Source organism: Pseudoflavonifractor gallinarum, assembly GCF_014982855.1.
GTDB lineage: Bacteria > Bacillota > Clostridia > Oscillospirales > Oscillospiraceae > Pseudoflavonifractor_A > Pseudoflavonifractor_A gallinarum.
The window spans coordinates 15,143-29,334 of sequence record NZ_JADCKF010000019.1 but is presented as its reverse complement, the minus strand read 5'-3'; the positions used below and the strand labels follow the sequence as shown (position 1 = coordinate 29,334).

Here is a 14,192-nt window from a genome sequence, read left to right as displayed (position 1 = left end):
TTAGCTGTACAATCTTCTCGGACATGGTTTGCTGTCTCCTTTCGAATGGTGGTGTCGCAACTTCATTCTACCAGAGATCTGCAAACCATGTCTTTTTTTGTTTTTGCGAAACTTATTCTACCTGACCACTGTTGTACTATAAGCAATGTTTCGGTACAATACAAAAGGGTGCCGGACTACCAAGTTGGGTCAAATGGACAATCATTCAGAAGGCAAAACTCACTGTGAAGAATGTTTGAAATTAGATGGTTGTTGGTTTCAGAAAGAAAAAGCACCACCTTGTCCGCATCACCCATTCTGCCACTGTACTTTAGAGCCAGTTGACTATGCTGTAGTCCTGATAAATACATCCGCATACAGTGACTATAGAAAATTTGATCCATATTTGTTTAACACAACCGGCCTGCAAACACACAATAAAGAAAAGCTCTTCAAAGAATGGGGATATACTGTCGAGGATGCAAGATGGCTACAAGCAGAGATAGAGCGGCAGGCGGAGGAACGATATATCGCAGGCAAATATACCCTTGGTAAATTAAACTGGAACGGTCAAAGAATTAGTATTCGTGTTATCATTCCAAGAAGAGATGGAACTGGAGAGGTTTCCTTCATTACCGGTTGGATGGTGGAGCCCGGCGGAAAATTGAGGATGACAACACCCTACGGAGGTAAATAATATGCAAGAAATGGATAATGTAAGAGTTACCGTTGAAAAAGAAACCTATTCACGAGATGGCGTTCATAAAGGTATGTATGGATGGATTTGCTATCCCAAATGCGTCAAAGGCTATTGGCTGGTCAATTTTCCACAATGCGGCGAGAAGGATGATATTGCCGAAATCAGCATCAAAGAAGAAGATTTGGAAGTCGTACGAATCCTTGATGCGTGCGTGAACGAGCAAATCAAGGCGCAATTTGAAAAAGAAGCCGATCAGACAAAATCATTTGTCGAAATGCCGGATGATCCTTCTGATTATCGTATCTAATGAGATAAAACCTCTTGCTTACTATGCTAAAACCATTGATATGGCCGGATTTTCCCAAGTCCTATAATTACACTCGGACCATCGGAGTATCCTTCGGGGTACTCCGATTTTTATTTTCCAAATTGTTCTGTGATATTTGTACGGAAATGTGCAACTTTTTGCTTATTTCCCCTTATTTGTGAAGAATGTTGTACTATAAACGATGTTTCGGTACAATACAAAAGGGTGCAGGACTACCAAGCTGGGTCAAATGGACGCACCATTCAGAGGGCGAAACCCACTGTGAAGAGTGCTTGATACTGGATGGCTGCAAGCAGAGATAGAACGGCAAGCGAGGGAACGTTATATCTCTGGGCAATATGAGCTCGGAAAGCTAAATATGTTTGGACTAAGAATCAATATCAGAGTAACTATTCCAAAGAAAGATGGCTTTGGCGATGTTTCTTTTGTCACAGGTTGGATGGTAAAACCCAACGGGCAGATAAAACTGAATACGCCATACGGAGGTAAATAATATGACATACATGGACAATGTAGAAGTTATCGTCGAAAAGGAAAAGTACACAAGAGATGGCGTTCATAAAGGTATGCAAGGGTGGATCACTGAACCAGAAAACATCAACGGATATTGGTTGGTTAATTTTCCTCAGTGCGGTGAAAAAAATGATATTGCTACAATTCCCGTCAGGGAAGAAGATATGAAAGTGGTGAAAATCCTTGATGCACGCATGAACGAGCAAATCAAGGCGCAATTTGAAAAAGAAGCCGATCAGGTAAAAACATTTGCCAAAAAGCTGGATGATCTTTCTAATTATCGTATCTAATGGGATAAAAACCTCTTGCTTGCTACGCTAAAACCATTGATATGACTGGATTTTTCCAAGTCCTATAATTACACTCCGACCACTCGGAGTATTTTTCGGGATACTCCGATTTTTTATTTTTTAAATTGTTCTGTGATGGTTGTAAAGACCCAATTGGTATAAAATATTCTATCTCTATCCTATCCAAACATTGCAATTAAACTTTGAACGGACGCTCCCAATAGAGCGTCCGTTCAAAGTTTATAAAACATATCCTGCTGTGCATGTCATCCAGATCTTATCTTTCCGCATTGATAGCAAATTGGAATGGAAAAAATATCAAATGCGCACCCCATTCTTCTGTTTGGAAGAACTCCCTTCGTCCGCACGAAATTTTAACTCCAGCTCCCGACTCAGGCGGGACAAGGTAACAATCGCCACTGCCGCCAGGATAACCTCTGCTGTAAGTTGGGCATAGACCAGACCAAAAAGAGGCCAAAACAGGTTCCAAACAAACAAAGCAGGAATCTCCAACACAATTTTCCGCAGAATTGCAAAACACAGTGCCCGTTTCCCCATACCACGCGCCTGAAATACAGTATTCGCCGCGGCGATTCAAAGAAGATAGCGGCAGCAAAAAACGCAGAAAAGACCGCAGCCTTTGCCTGCACCATGGTTCAAACGACCGCACAGCTGGAGCGCCAGGCAGTCCCCTTTTCCAAGCTGACAGTTGGGCTGGAATGTGGCGGGTTAGATGCTCTCTCAGACATCACGGCCAATCCGGCAAACAGCGAAATTTGCCGTGAAATCTGTGATTTGATCGATCTGGGCGAAAAATCCCCTGTTGTTCCGGTCTATCGATTATGGATGGGCCAGGTTTTGACACAGAGTCCATGACCAGCCTGGTAGCGGGTGGTGCTCAGATCTGTATCTTTCGTACCGGCCGTGGAACTCCGATTGGCCATCCATGCTGTCCCGTAGTAAAAGTGGCAAGCAACAGCAAGGTTTTCCATGCGATGCCCGGGGATATGGATATTAACGCTGGTGAAATTCCGGAGGGAAAAACGCTGGAAGAGGTTGGCGAACAGATCATCTCTCTCATCCAGGCAGTTGTAAACGGCCAAGAGACTGCTGCTGAACAGAATCTTCAGGGTGGTATTGGGGGAATGTATGCATTCTCCCGCTCCTTCTAAATTTTCTATTTTCTAAACATATAAGCAGACACCTTATCCCTATCCCTAATATGGACAGCAATACACCCCAGAACGACGTCTTCCGCAGAAGGCATCTGTCCTGGGGTGTATCATCCGGGCAAGATGGAAATTATTTGGACTTTTTCTCCTTAATCAAACGCAGCACCTTCTCCGGGGTGGCAGGAAGGCTGTCCACCACCACCCCAACTGCGTCATAGATGGCATTGACGATGGCCGGGGACTGGGTGTCTACCACCATCTCGCCGCAGCCCTTTGCTCCATAAGGACCATTGGGGTCGTAGTTCTCATAAAAAGAGGTGGCACTATGCTGGGGCATATCCATAAAAGTAGGGATAATATAGTCGGTAAAGCTGTCAGCATAGGGCTCCATACGCTCCGGGAAACGGGGGGCCAAATCCTCAAAGAGCGCCATACCAATTCCCTGGATATTGCCTCCGTCAGCCTGGGCCTCGGCCTGGAGAGGATTGATCACCGTGCCCATGTCATAACAGTTGTACAGGTTGATTACCCGTACCACCCCGGTCTCGTCATCCACCTCCACATCGGCCACGCAGGAGCCGTAGGCCATGATTTTACTGGGCAGAGTAGCTCCTGTCTCCGGATCACGCGGCGGGGCGGGCTCGGGAAGGTATCCCCCGGTCCCCATGAGAAATACCCCGCCATAGTTGCTGGCCGCCCCTATCTCCGCCAGAGTCATTCCCTTTTCCGGCTGGGTGGTGATAAACGTCCGGCCCTTCTCATAGGACATCTCCGCAGCAGGCACGCCCAGCTTCTCCCCCACGAAAGTCTTAAGCTTTCCTATCAGATCGTCGGCAGCCGCCAGGATGGCATTTCCCACGATGACGGTAGAGCGGGTACCTGCCGTATCCATGCTGAAGGCGGCGGTATCGGAGTTCGTATTATCAAAATTAATTTGCCCGGGCTCAATTTCCAGCCGCTCAGCGGTAATCTGGACCACTACATTTTTGAGACCCTGCCCCATCTCACAGGAGGCATTCGACACGTCGATGGTGCCGTCGGGCTTGATCCGCAGGGAGACCAGATCCGGATCTCTGCCCCCATTGAATCCAGAGGGATAGTAGATGGTGGAGATCCCCCGTCCTGTCCGAATCATTTTTCCACCTCCTTAGAGCTCATCGTCCGGTACTGCTCTTCCAGAGAGATGCCCGCCAGGTCAGCTACCCCTTGGAGCGTCTCTATGGTGGACACTGCCCGCAGCCGGTTGCCCACATGGCTGATGTCATCCTCGTGGAAGGCATTGATAAACCGGATAGCCATGGGAGATATTCCTACTGCACGGGCGTCCCGATCCAGTTGAACCTGCTCGGCAAACTGGCCCACATTGACTCCGAATCCCCGGCGGGATCCGCTGGGCAGCTTGTTGGTAAACACCATATGGGTGTCTACTGCCAGGTTCTCAATCAGGTTCGCTCCCGCCACCAGGTTTGCATTCTTCTCGGCGGCATAAAGGCCCAGTTCGGTAAAGGCTCCGCAGTCGTGGATAACCTCCACATGCCGGGCAGTGATCTTTCCATCCCTGCGCACACCGTCCTTGATCTTGAAAATCCAGGGGGTGGAAATCGTGGTGAACATCATCTCCTCGGCCCGTGTGAGCGTGTAGCGCACCGGTTTGCCCGTCTTGAGGGCCAGCAGGCCAGCAATATGGTCAGTGGCCACACTGTTGCCCGATCCGAAGCTACCACCAATGGTATTGCCAATGAACTTCAGCTTATTCATGGGAAGCTGAAACACATTAGCCAGGTCGCCCATGACAAAGTAAACGCCCTGTGTCTTGCTGTAGAGCACCAGCTTACCGCTTTCGTCTACATAGGCCAGTGTGGAGCAGCACTCCAGCGGGGCATGCTCCTCGCATGGCGTGGTGTAGCGCCCCTCCACAATGACATCGGCTTCGGCAAAGCCCTTCTCAATATCTCCCCGGCGGACACGCCGCACCGGCGAGGTCCCGTCAAAGAGGTGAACATTGCCTTCCGGCCGGATCTGGGGGGCATCAGGCTCCATGGCCTTCTCCGGGTCAAAGACAGGTTCTAGCTCCTCGTACTCTACCTTAATCTTGGCCAGGGCATCCAAGGCAGCTTCCTTGCTCACTGCTGCCACTGCTGCCACCGGCTGCCCCCGATAGCGGGTGATCTCCTCGGCCAGCACATGGTTGTCAGGTACCATGGCAAAACGGTTGTAGGGCACGTCCTCCCGCGTGATGACCCCGTACACCCCGGGCATCCGTTTCGCCTGGGTCACATCCAGCGAGACAATGCGGGCACGGTAATAGGGGCAGCGCAATACCTTGCAGGTCAGCGTGCCGGGCATGGTCACGTCGCTGACATAGATCGTGCGGCCAGTTACATGGCCCAGGCCGTCATACCGTGGGATAGGCTTACCGATGGCATTAAACATCCTGCTCCCTCCCTTCGGGCAGCGGACCGTACTCGCCATTTGCCACAGCCAGCACCGCCTGGGCGTATTTCTCATAGGAGCCGCAGCGACACAGGTTGCCGCTCAGTGCCTCCTTGATTTCCTCCAGCGTGGGATGGGGATTGCGATGCAGGAAGGCATCGGCGGCCATCACCATGCCGGGTGTGCAGTATCCGCACTGGGGAGCGCCTTTTTCATAGAAAGCCTGCTGGATCGGGTGGAGCCCCTGGCTGGGGGTGATGCCGTCCAAAGTAACTACTTCACGGCCCTGGACTGTCATGGCCAGAACCAGGCAGCTCTTTACCGCTTGGTTGTCCAGATGGACCGTGCAGGCGCCGCAGTCCCCATGGTTACAGCCGCACTTGGGGCTGGTCAGGCCGATCTCGTCCCGGAGCATCTCCAGCAGAGTGGCTTCAGGCTTTACCGCCACCTCCACGGGGATGCCGTTCAACACAAAGGATACCATCTGTTTCATGTCCGTTTCCTCCCTTATGCCTGATCGGCCATGCCGGCGGCGGCCAGGATAGCCCGCCGAACCAACACCGGCGCGGTCTCCATCCGATACCAGGCGGTAGAGCGGATGTCATCAATGGGCGAGAGCGCTTGGTTGACCAATCCAGCCGCCCTTTCCACAGCTGCATCGTCCAAGGGCTTCCCCACCAAGGCCTGGGCCGCCGCCTCACACAGTTTGACGGTAGGGGCAGCACTGCCCACGGCAATCCGTGCAGCGGTACACACGCCGCCCGACTGTTCAATGTAGGCCGCAGCATTGACCACAGAGAGCGTTTCGGCCGCCCGGCGCCCCAGCTTTTGGAAATTAGCATGGCCCGTACCTGGAAAGACCGTAATCTGGGTGAGAACCTCATCCGCCGCTGCCACCGTTTTGCCCGGGCCGGTAAAGAACTCGGCCAGGGGCACCTTCCGCTCACCGGACGAGCCCTGAAGGGTGAGCTGGGCACCCAGCACCAACAGAGCGGGTAAAGTATCCGCCGCCGGAGAGGCATTCATGATGTTCCCTCCCAAGGTGGCTGTATTGCGCACTGCAAAGCCAGCCATGAGGTCGGCAGCCTGGCACAGCACAGGGATTTTATCCCGCAGCAGAGTGCTGTCCTGGATCTGAGTGATGGTGGTCATGGCACCAATGCAGATGGCCTCTCCCTCCTCCCGGATACCGCCCAGCCCAAGTTTGGCCAGGGAGATCAGGGCCATGGGCAGCTTCTCCTCATAGGGGATCTGATCCCGCTCCATATTGATCCGGGGTACCAGGTCGGTGCCGCCAGCCAGGAACTTGATCTGAGCTCCCTGCTGGGCGGACACCGTTTCAAAGAGGGCCTGGAAGTCATCCGGTGCAAAGAACCGGTATTCTCTCATGGCATTTCCTCCTATTTCTTGGCAAAGACCGACTTGCTGAAATCGTAGTTCTCGCTGCCATCGGGATAACGGTAGCGTCCCTTGTCCTTGTCGGCGGGGTAGTTGAATCGTCCGCCGCAGCGCATGATCATCGTCTTGATCTCGGGAGTGTTCTCGCTGACAATACGCTCAAACTGCTTGACCAGCAGTTCCGGGTCCCCGGCGGTATTGGCCCAGTTGTCGTAGTGATCGGGGATAAGTACTTTAGCCTGGAGGATCTGACCCACCCGGGCACAGTCGTAGGGAGTCATCTTGTCGGTGGCACCGGGGGCGTTGGAACCCATGTCGAAAATCGCCACATCGATGTCATACTTGTCCCGGATGGCCACATAGCCGTCATGGTACCAAGTGTCACCCATGAAGAGAATGTTGCCCGCGCTGGTCTTGAAGAGGTAACAGCAGGCCGCCTGCTCAAAGGGCAGCAGCACATCCCCCTCGCCAGTCTTAATGGCTGTCTGGTCATAGCAGATGAGGAATTCCACCTCGGCTCCCTTTACCTTCACGCTCTCCCCTACCTTGGCCAGAACGATTCGGTCATCCGGTACACCGAAGCCCTTGAGCTTCTCCACTGCCGTAGGCGGGCCGTAGAAGGGCGCATTGGTGGTCTGGAGGGCAGCCTTGACTGCATACAGGTCGCAGTGATCCTGATGGGCATGCGTACAGAATACTCCGTCCAGCTGATTGAACCGCCAGGGGTCAATCACCTGAGGATTGAGGCGGATCCAGTTGATGGAATCAGCCCCCGATTGCTTGCACACTCCGCAGTAATAGAGCTCGGTGTACATGGATGGTCCACAGTACTGGTCGATGAAGAAGATACCCCCCTCATCCGTCTTGAGCACCCAGGAGGGGCCGCCGCACCACCACAGGCTTACCTGTCCCTTGGGCACCTGATAGGATTCAATCTCCTGGTTGAGGAAGGTCCCCCACTCAGGGAAGCTGTCTTCCAGCCACTGGGTCCGGTCGATGGGGTGATCCTGGTTGACATAGGCACCAGAGATGATGCCCCGTCCGTCACTCTTCGGTACGTTGTTTGCCATAGTAACTCAGCTTCCTTTCTTGATCAAATAGAATGGTTGGTAGCTTCTATGGATCGCGCCCTAGGGCGCGGTGGAACCAATCGTGGTTATGTCTCGGGGTGAGACAGGATCTCATAGGCTGTCCGGCGGGCCCGGGCATCCCGGCAGGCCTTCTCCTCCAGGCGCTGGGCTCGATCCGGGAAGCGAAGAGCCAGGGAGGCATACCGATTCTCTCCCCGCAAAAAGTCCTCCAGGGAGCCGGTGGGTGCCTTGGAGTCCAGCTGGAAGGGATTCTTCCCCGCCTGGGCCCGTGTGGGATCGTAGCGGTAGAGATGCCAGTAACCCGCCTCCACTGCCCGCTTCATCTCCTGCTGGCTGCATCTCATGCCGCACTTGAGGCCATGTTCGATGCAGGGACAATAGGCAATGATGAGAGATGGGCCGGGATAGGCCTCCGCCTCCCGCATGGCTCGCAGGCACTGTTCTGGATCGGCTCCCAGAGCCACCTGGGCCACATAGATATAACCGTAGCTCATGGCGATCCGTCCCAGATCCTTCTTGCCGGTCTCCTTCCCGGCGGCGGCAAATTTGGCCACTGCCCCTGCTGAGGTAGATTTGGAGGACTGACCGCCAGTATTGGAGTAGACTTCGGTGTCCAGCACCAGCATGTTGATATTTTCTCCGCTGGCCAGCACGTGGTCCAGGCCGCCAAAGCCAATGTCATAGGCCCAGCCGTCTCCTCCAAAGGCCCACACCGATTTCCGCGCCAGATAGGATCGGCCCTCCAGGACAATCTGGGCGGCACGGGCGGCCTCCCCGGTGAGTTGGGCTCCCTCCAGGGCATCCAACAGGTCGTCGGAGGCGGCGGGAGCGGCGTCGGTATCCAAGTAGGCCTGAGCCTCTGTTATACCGGCCTGAGCCAGTACCCGAACCGGCTCGGCCAGAGCCTCCCGTTCCTGCTGAGCCGCAAGAAACATACCGTAGGCATATTCTGCACAATCCTCAAACAGAGACATGGCCCAGGCCGGTCCCCTGCCCTCACGGTTGGTGGTATAGGGGGTCGATGGCGTGGAGCCGCCATAGGCGGTGGAACACCCCGAGGCGTTGGCAATGTACATCCGATCCCCAAATAGCTGGGTGAGCAGTTTAATGTAGGGGGTCTCCCCACAGCCGGCACACGCTCCGGGGAACTCAAAGAGCGGCTGAGCAAACTGGCTGGACTTTACGTTGGCGGCACTCACCGCGTCCTTTTTCACCTGCACCTGCTCTACCGCGTAGGTCCAGTTGGCATCCTCTTCCCGGGCCTGGTCCAGAGGAACCAGTTTTAAGGCCTTTTCCTGGGCCGGGCAACAGTTGACGCAGCTGCCGCAGCCGGTGCAGTCCAAGGGGGAGATCTGAATCCGATAGGTATATTTCTCCAATCCCTTGCCCCGGGCGGGCAGGGTCACAAAGGTGTCGGGGCGCTTGTCTTCCTCCTCCTGATTCAGCAGGAAGGGACGGATGGCCGCGTGGGGACAGACCAGGCTACACCGGTTACACTGGATGCAGTGATCCGGCAGCCAGCAAGGGACCTGATAGGCGGTACCCCGCTTCTCATAGGCAGTGCTTCCTGGCGGGAAGGAGCCATCCTCCATCCCCACAAAGGCACTCACCGGCAGGCGATCTCCCTGCTGACGATTCATTACACTGGCCATTTTCTCTACATAGGTCGGGACGGAGCGCACAGGGACAGGTACATCCTCAGCCTGGGCCCAGTGCTCCGGAATGGGAAAGCTGCGCAGCTGGCTGAGCCCCGCATCCACAGCGGCGCAGTTGAGATCCACTACCTTTTGCCCCGCCTTTTTATAATAGGTCTTGTAGATGGCCTGCTTCATCAACTGGGCCGCCTGGTCCATGGGCAACAAGCCGGCCAGCTGGAAGAAGGCCGCCTGGAGCACCGTGTTGATTCGTCCTCCCAATCCCAAGCGCTGGGCGATTTCTCCAGCATCAATGAGACAGAGCTTGGCATTCTTCTCCGCCAGCCCCCGCTTGAACGAAGCGGGCAGGTGGCATTCCAGTTCCTCGTCGGTCCAGGGACAGTTGAGCAGGAAGGTGCCTCCAGGCTTCAGGTCAGCAGTCATGTCATAAACTCGGAGGTAGGCAGGGGTATGGCAGGCCACCAAGTCAGCCCGGGTAACCAGATAGGAACCCCGGATCGGTCTGTGGGAAAAACGCAGATGGCTCTGGGTCAGGCCCCCTGACTTCTTGGAGTCGTAGACAAAATAGGCCTGGGTATACAGGTCGGTGGCTTCTCCCACGATCTTGGCACTGTTTTTATTGGCCCCGACGGTTCCATCGCTCCCCAGGCCCCAGATTTTACAGGCAAAATCCCCTGGGACAGAGAGATCCGGGTCAGGAAGCATGGGCAGAGAGAGATGGGTGACATCATCCTCGATACCAATGGTAAAACCATTTCTGGGCTGGTCGCTGGCCAGGTTCTCATAAACTGAGAGGATCTGACCGGGAGTGGTATCCTTGGACGCCAGACCATATCGGCCGCCCACGATGCGCATATCGGGGTTTGCTCTGTAAAAGACATTGCATACATCGGAGTACAAAGGCTCCCCGGTTGCCCCGGGCTCCTTGGTCCGATCCAGCACGGCAATGCGCTCGACCGAAGGGGGAATGGCCGCCAGCAGGTGTTCGGCCGAGAAGGGCCGATAAAGGCGTACCGCCACCATACCTACCTTGCCCCCCTGTGCATTGAGGTAGTCCACTGTCTCCATGATGGCACCGCACACCGATCCCATGGCGATGATGATGTCCCGGGGCTCCTCCGCTCCGTAATAGTCAAATAAGTGGTAACTGCGGCCGGTAAGTGCGGAAATCTGGTCCATATAGCCCTGAACGATACCGGGCACCGCATTGTGGAAGGGATTGGATGCCTCCCGCTGCTGGAAGAAGATGTCTGGGTTCTGCGTAGTGCCCCGGGTGCAGGGATGGTCTGGGTTAAGGGCTCTGGCCCGGAAGGCCCGGATGGCATCCCAATCCACCAGAGGCGCCAATGCCTCATCTTTGATCACATCAATCTTCTGGATCTCATGGCTGGTGCGAAATCCGTCAAAGAAGTGGAGGAACGGTACTCGTCCCTTGATTGCTGACAGGTGGGCCACCGCACCCAGATCCATCGCCTCTTGGGGACTGGCAGAAGCCAGCAGGGCAAAGCCGGTCTGGCGGCAGGCCATCACATCGGAATGATCTCCGAAGATGGACAGAGCATGGGCGGACAAGGTCCGGGCAGATACATGGAACACGCCCGGGAGCAGCTCACCGGCAATCTTGTACATGTTGGGGATCATCAGCAGCAGCCCCTGAGATGCGGTGTAGGTGGTGGTCAGGGCACCCGCCCCCAGGCTGCCGTGGACGGTACCGGCAGCGCCTCCCTCACTCTGCATCTCCACCACTCGGACAGGTTGTCCAAATAGGTTCTTACGTCCGGACGCTGCCCACTCGTCCACCTGCTCGGCCATGGGGGACGAAGGGGTGATGGGAAAAATACTCGCTACCTCGGTGAAGAAGTATGACACGTGGGCAGCGGCTGTGTTCCCATCCATGGCCGCCTTGTAAGTATACTGGTTCATACATCCTCTCTCTTTCCGAACAGGCACTGAGACAGTTTGAGAAATTCCGCATCCCGTTTGGCGATGGCCTTGGCCGCCTTATCTCCGCTGTAGTCGTGGAAACCAGCACCGCTCTTGACTCCCAGTCGGCCCGCTTCAAAGTTCTCCTGGATGATTCGAGGCACACAGGTGTCGTTACACAGTTGGCCGAAGAGATAGCTGCCCACATTGTAAAAGACATCGATCCCGCCAAAATCCACGGTCTCAAAGGGGCCCAAGCAGGCATAGCGCATCCCCAGGCCGTATTTCATCACGCTGTCTACGTCCTCCAGGCTGGCATACCCCTCCTCCACAATGTGGCAGGCCTCCCGCAGCAGTGCATACTGGAGTCGATTGAGCACAAAGCCGGGCGGATCCTTGTGGACCATCACCGGGTGCTGCTCCAAGCGGAGGGCCAGAGAACGAATCGTCTCCAGACAGTCCGGGCTGCTCTTCTCCCCGGCGATGACCTCCACCAGGGGGATGAGATGGGGTGGATTGACCCAGTGCATCCCGGCAAAGCGCTCCGGATGCTTCACGGCCTGGGCAATCTGAGAGATGGAGAGGCCGGAGGTATTGGTGGCCAGCACGACATCCTCTCCCACCAGCTCGGATACCTCAGACCAGAAGCTATGCTTCACCGCCATCTTCTCTACAATGGCCTCCAGCACGAAGTCTGCACGGGTAAATACCTCTTTCTCGGTCGTGTAGCGGATCTGCTGCACCAAGTCCCTGGACTCCTCCTGGGTAAGGGCCCCCTGGTCCACCATGGCCTTTTGGTTGATGGCGATGAGGGAGGCCGCCTTATCCAACGCCTCCTTGGCAATGTCGTAAAGAGTGACGGAATAGCCGTGGGCCGCAAAAATCTGGGCAAAGGATGCCCCCATCACCCCGGATCCCGCCAATACGACATGCCGGATGTCTGCTGCCTGTTTCATCGTTCTACCTCCTCTTCTCCACAATGGATGACCGCGCCCTGGGCCGCCGAGGAGGCCCACCGGGCATAACACTGTAAATATCCTCTGGGGGCCTGCACCGGCGGGGGTGTCCACTTGGCCCGGCGGCGGGCCAGCTCACCTTCCTCTACCAGCAAGTCCAACCGTCCGGCGGGCACATCGATGACAATCTCATCCCCGTCCTCTACCAGAGCGATAGGCCCCCCTTCGGCGGCCTCGGGGGAGATATGCCCCACAAAGCAGCCATTGTTGGTGCCTGAAAACCGTCCGTCGGTGACTAAGGCCGTCTGCTCGGCTAACCCTCGGCCATAGAGGAATTTCATCGCCTTGTACATCTCCCGAATACCGGGTCCCCCCTTGGGCCCCTCATAGCGGATGACCACCACATCGCCTGGCTGAACAGTCCCGGCCAGGATAGCCTCGTTCGCTGCTTCCTCCCGGTTAAACACACGGGCCTTTCCGCGGAATCGCTGTAAATGAGGTCCATATGCCCCCGGCTTGGTAACCGCTGTGTGGGGGGCCAGATTCCCTCGGAGCACCGCCACACCCCCGTGGAGGCCATAGGCAGTCTCCCGTGTGCGGATGAGCTCCGGGTTATCCGGGAAGAGGTAGTGGTACCCCTTCAGGTTCTCTCCCACCGTCTGTCCGGTACAGGTGAGGGCGGTGGAGTCGATAAGATCACCCAGCCGTTCCATCAGCCGTGGAATCCCACCCGCACGATGGAACTCCTCCATATCATAGGCCGCCGCAGGATTCACCTTTACCAAGTGGGGCGTAGTGTGGTACATCTGGTCAAAAAGATCCATGACACTTCCGCTCCATCCCGCCTCATAGGCCACCGCGCTGAGATGAAGCACTGCGTTTGTGCTGCCGCTGATGGCCTGCACGACCCGCACCGCATTGCGCAGGGCCCTTTCATCCAGGATTTTTCGAGGGGTAATCCCCGCCTCCACCAGCTGACAGATCCGGATGCCCGCCTCATAGGCGCTGCTCTGCCGGTCAGCCCAGACGGCCGGGATAAGGGCACTGCCCGGAAGGCTCATTCCCAGAGCCTCACTGACACAGGCCATGGTGTTGGCCGTGCCCAAAAAGGAACAGGACCCACAGCCTGGACAGCTTACATCCTCCAGGGCCCGCAGCTGAGCGGCGGTAATGCGTCCGGCATGGTACATGCCGGCGGCCTCATCATTGGAGGTGGCATCTGATTTGCGCCCGTCAAACATCCCGCCTCCCTGCATTACCCCTCCGGTGACCACAATGGTCGGAATATCCAATCGGGCAGCGGCCATAAGCATCCCAGGCAGGATCTTATCACAGGAGGCCAGCAGCACCAGGGCATCCAGTCGGTGCGCTTGGGCCTCGATCTCTACCGAATTGCATACCACCTCACGAGCAGGCAGAATATATTTCATCCCCTCGTGGCCGTTGGCAATCCCGTCACAACAGGAGATAACTCCGAACTCCACCACCGTTCCCCCTGCGCGGTAGATCCCCTTGCGCACAAAGTCGGCCAGCTCCCGCAGGTTGTAATGGCCTGGAACCAAGGTACTCCAAGAGTTTGCAATTCCGATGACAGGCCGGTTCGTAAGTTCTTCCTCGGAATACCCCATGGCCTTGTACAGGGAGCGGCACAGCCCATTGTCCGTCCCGGTCAAATTGGTGCTGCTTCTCAACGTCACATCCCTCAGCTCCTCTGACATATGTTGTCTGACTTCATGCAATAATATTATCACATC

The 14,192-nt window shown here is 55.7% G+C and carries 13 protein-coding genes; 5 read left to right on the top strand and 8 right to left on the bottom strand.

The genetic code is table 11. The features are described 5' to 3' along the window. Positions 1 to 193 precede the first annotated feature (193 nt). The 5 genes from INF37_RS15155 (at position 194) to INF37_RS15135 (ending at position 2,982) form a co-directional block, all read left to right on the top strand. Positions 194 to 676, top strand: a complete 483-nt coding sequence (locus tag INF37_RS15155) for a DUF6883 domain-containing protein (RefSeq protein ID WP_235964378.1) — start codon at positions 194 to 196, stop codon at positions 674 to 676. 1 nt (position 677) lies between these two features. Then, positions 678 to 986 carry a hypothetical protein gene (locus tag INF37_RS15150; protein ID WP_193539319.1) on the top strand — a complete coding sequence of 103 codons (309 nt, stop codon included), beginning with the start codon at positions 678 to 680 and terminating at the stop codon, positions 984 to 986. A gap of 515 nt (positions 987 to 1,501) precedes the next feature. After that, positions 1,502 to 1,810: a hypothetical protein gene (locus INF37_RS15145; protein ID WP_193539317.1), complete on the top strand. Its 309-nt coding sequence runs from the start codon at positions 1,502 to 1,504 to the stop codon at positions 1,808 to 1,810. 447 nt (positions 1,811 to 2,257) lie between these two features. Beyond that, complete coding sequence (locus tag INF37_RS15140) at positions 2,258 to 2,686, top strand: UxaA family hydrolase (RefSeq protein WP_193539315.1); 429 nt, start codon at positions 2,258 to 2,260, stop codon at positions 2,684 to 2,686. Continuing rightward, positions 2,683 to 2,982, top strand: a complete 300-nt coding sequence (locus INF37_RS15135; RefSeq protein ID WP_235964376.1) for a UxaA family hydrolase — start codon at positions 2,683 to 2,685, stop codon at positions 2,980 to 2,982. Before INF37_RS15140 ends, INF37_RS15135 begins: the two co-directional genes overlap by 4 nt. Before the next feature lie 130 nt (positions 2,983 to 3,112). On the opposite strand, the gene INF37_RS15905 is transcribed toward INF37_RS15135, so the two are convergent. The 8 genes from INF37_RS15905 to ilvD all read right to left on the bottom strand — a co-directional run bounded on the left by INF37_RS15905 (position 3,113) and on the right by ilvD (position 14,135). Next, the gene (locus INF37_RS15905; RefSeq protein WP_193539311.1) at positions 3,113 to 4,117 is read right to left on the bottom strand and encodes a xanthine dehydrogenase family protein molybdopterin-binding subunit; all 1,005 of its coding nucleotides are present in this window, start codon (positions 4,115 to 4,117) and stop codon (positions 3,113 to 3,115) included. After that, positions 4,114 to 5,415, bottom strand: coding sequence for a xanthine dehydrogenase family protein molybdopterin-binding subunit (locus INF37_RS15900; RefSeq protein ID WP_193539309.1), 1,302 nt, complete (start codon positions 5,413 to 5,415; stop codon positions 4,114 to 4,116). The genes INF37_RS15905 and INF37_RS15900 overlap by 4 nt, the downstream gene beginning before the upstream one ends. Then, positions 5,408 to 5,908, bottom strand: a complete 501-nt coding sequence (locus tag INF37_RS15120) for a (2Fe-2S)-binding protein (RefSeq protein ID WP_101693336.1) — start codon at positions 5,906 to 5,908, stop codon at positions 5,408 to 5,410. The genes INF37_RS15900 and INF37_RS15120 overlap by 8 nt, the downstream gene beginning before the upstream one ends. Before the next feature lie 14 nt (positions 5,909 to 5,922). After that, complete coding sequence (locus INF37_RS15115) at positions 5,923 to 6,804, bottom strand: FAD binding domain-containing protein (protein WP_193539307.1); 882 nt, start codon at positions 6,802 to 6,804, stop codon at positions 5,923 to 5,925. Positions 6,805 to 6,815: 11 nt separating this feature from the next. Next, positions 6,816 to 7,883: an MBL fold metallo-hydrolase gene (locus INF37_RS15110; protein WP_101693338.1), complete on the bottom strand. Its 1,068-nt coding sequence runs from the start codon at positions 7,881 to 7,883 to the stop codon at positions 6,816 to 6,818. Between the two features lie 86 nt (positions 7,884 to 7,969). Next, entirely contained in the window at positions 7,970 to 11,482 is a 3,513-nt protein-coding gene (gene nifJ / locus INF37_RS15105; RefSeq protein ID WP_193539305.1) for a pyruvate:ferredoxin (flavodoxin) oxidoreductase, read from the bottom strand. Beyond that, positions 11,479 to 12,438, bottom strand: coding sequence for a 3-hydroxyacyl-CoA dehydrogenase family protein (locus INF37_RS15100; RefSeq protein WP_101693340.1), 960 nt, complete (start codon positions 12,436 to 12,438; stop codon positions 11,479 to 11,481). Before INF37_RS15100 ends, nifJ begins: the two co-directional genes overlap by 4 nt. After that, entirely contained in the window at positions 12,435 to 14,135 is a 1,701-nt protein-coding gene (ilvD, locus tag INF37_RS15095) for a dihydroxy-acid dehydratase (RefSeq protein WP_193539303.1), read from the bottom strand. Before ilvD ends, INF37_RS15100 begins: the two co-directional genes overlap by 4 nt. Positions 14,136 to 14,192: the final 57 nt, after the last annotated feature.

Bases quoted from the DNA above. Each gene is read 5' to 3' on its own strand.
- INF37_RS15155 (WP_235964378.1), top strand. From the start codon at position 194: ATGGACAATCATTCAGAAGGCAAAACTCACTGTGAAGAATGTTTGAAA.
- INF37_RS15150 (WP_193539319.1), top strand. From the start codon at position 678: ATGCAAGAAATGGATAATGTAAGAGTTACCGTTGAAAAAGAAACCTAT.
- INF37_RS15145 (WP_193539317.1), top strand. From the start codon at position 1,502: ATGACATACATGGACAATGTAGAAGTTATCGTCGAAAAGGAAAAGTAC.
- INF37_RS15135 (WP_235964376.1), top strand. From the start codon at position 2,683: ATGACCAGCCTGGTAGCGGGTGGTGCTCAGATCTGTATCTTTCGTACC.
- INF37_RS15905 (WP_193539311.1), bottom strand. From the start codon at position 4,117: ATGATTCGGACAGGACGGGGGATCTCCACCATCTACTATCCCTCTGGA.
- INF37_RS15900 (WP_193539309.1), bottom strand. From the start codon at position 5,415: ATGTTTAATGCCATCGGTAAGCCTATCCCACGGTATGACGGCCTGGGC.
- INF37_RS15120 (WP_101693336.1), bottom strand. From the start codon at position 5,908: ATGAAACAGATGGTATCCTTTGTGTTGAACGGCATCCCCGTGGAGGTG.
- INF37_RS15115 (WP_193539307.1), bottom strand. From the start codon at position 6,804: ATGAGAGAATACCGGTTCTTTGCACCGGATGACTTCCAGGCCCTCTTT.
- INF37_RS15110 (WP_101693338.1), bottom strand. From the start codon at position 7,883: ATGGCAAACAACGTACCGAAGAGTGACGGACGGGGCATCATCTCTGGT.
- nifJ (WP_193539305.1), bottom strand. From the start codon at position 11,482: ATGAACCAGTATACTTACAAGGCGGCCATGGATGGGAACACAGCCGCT.
- INF37_RS15100 (WP_101693340.1), bottom strand. From the start codon at position 12,438: ATGAAACAGGCAGCAGACATCCGGCATGTCGTATTGGCGGGATCCGGG.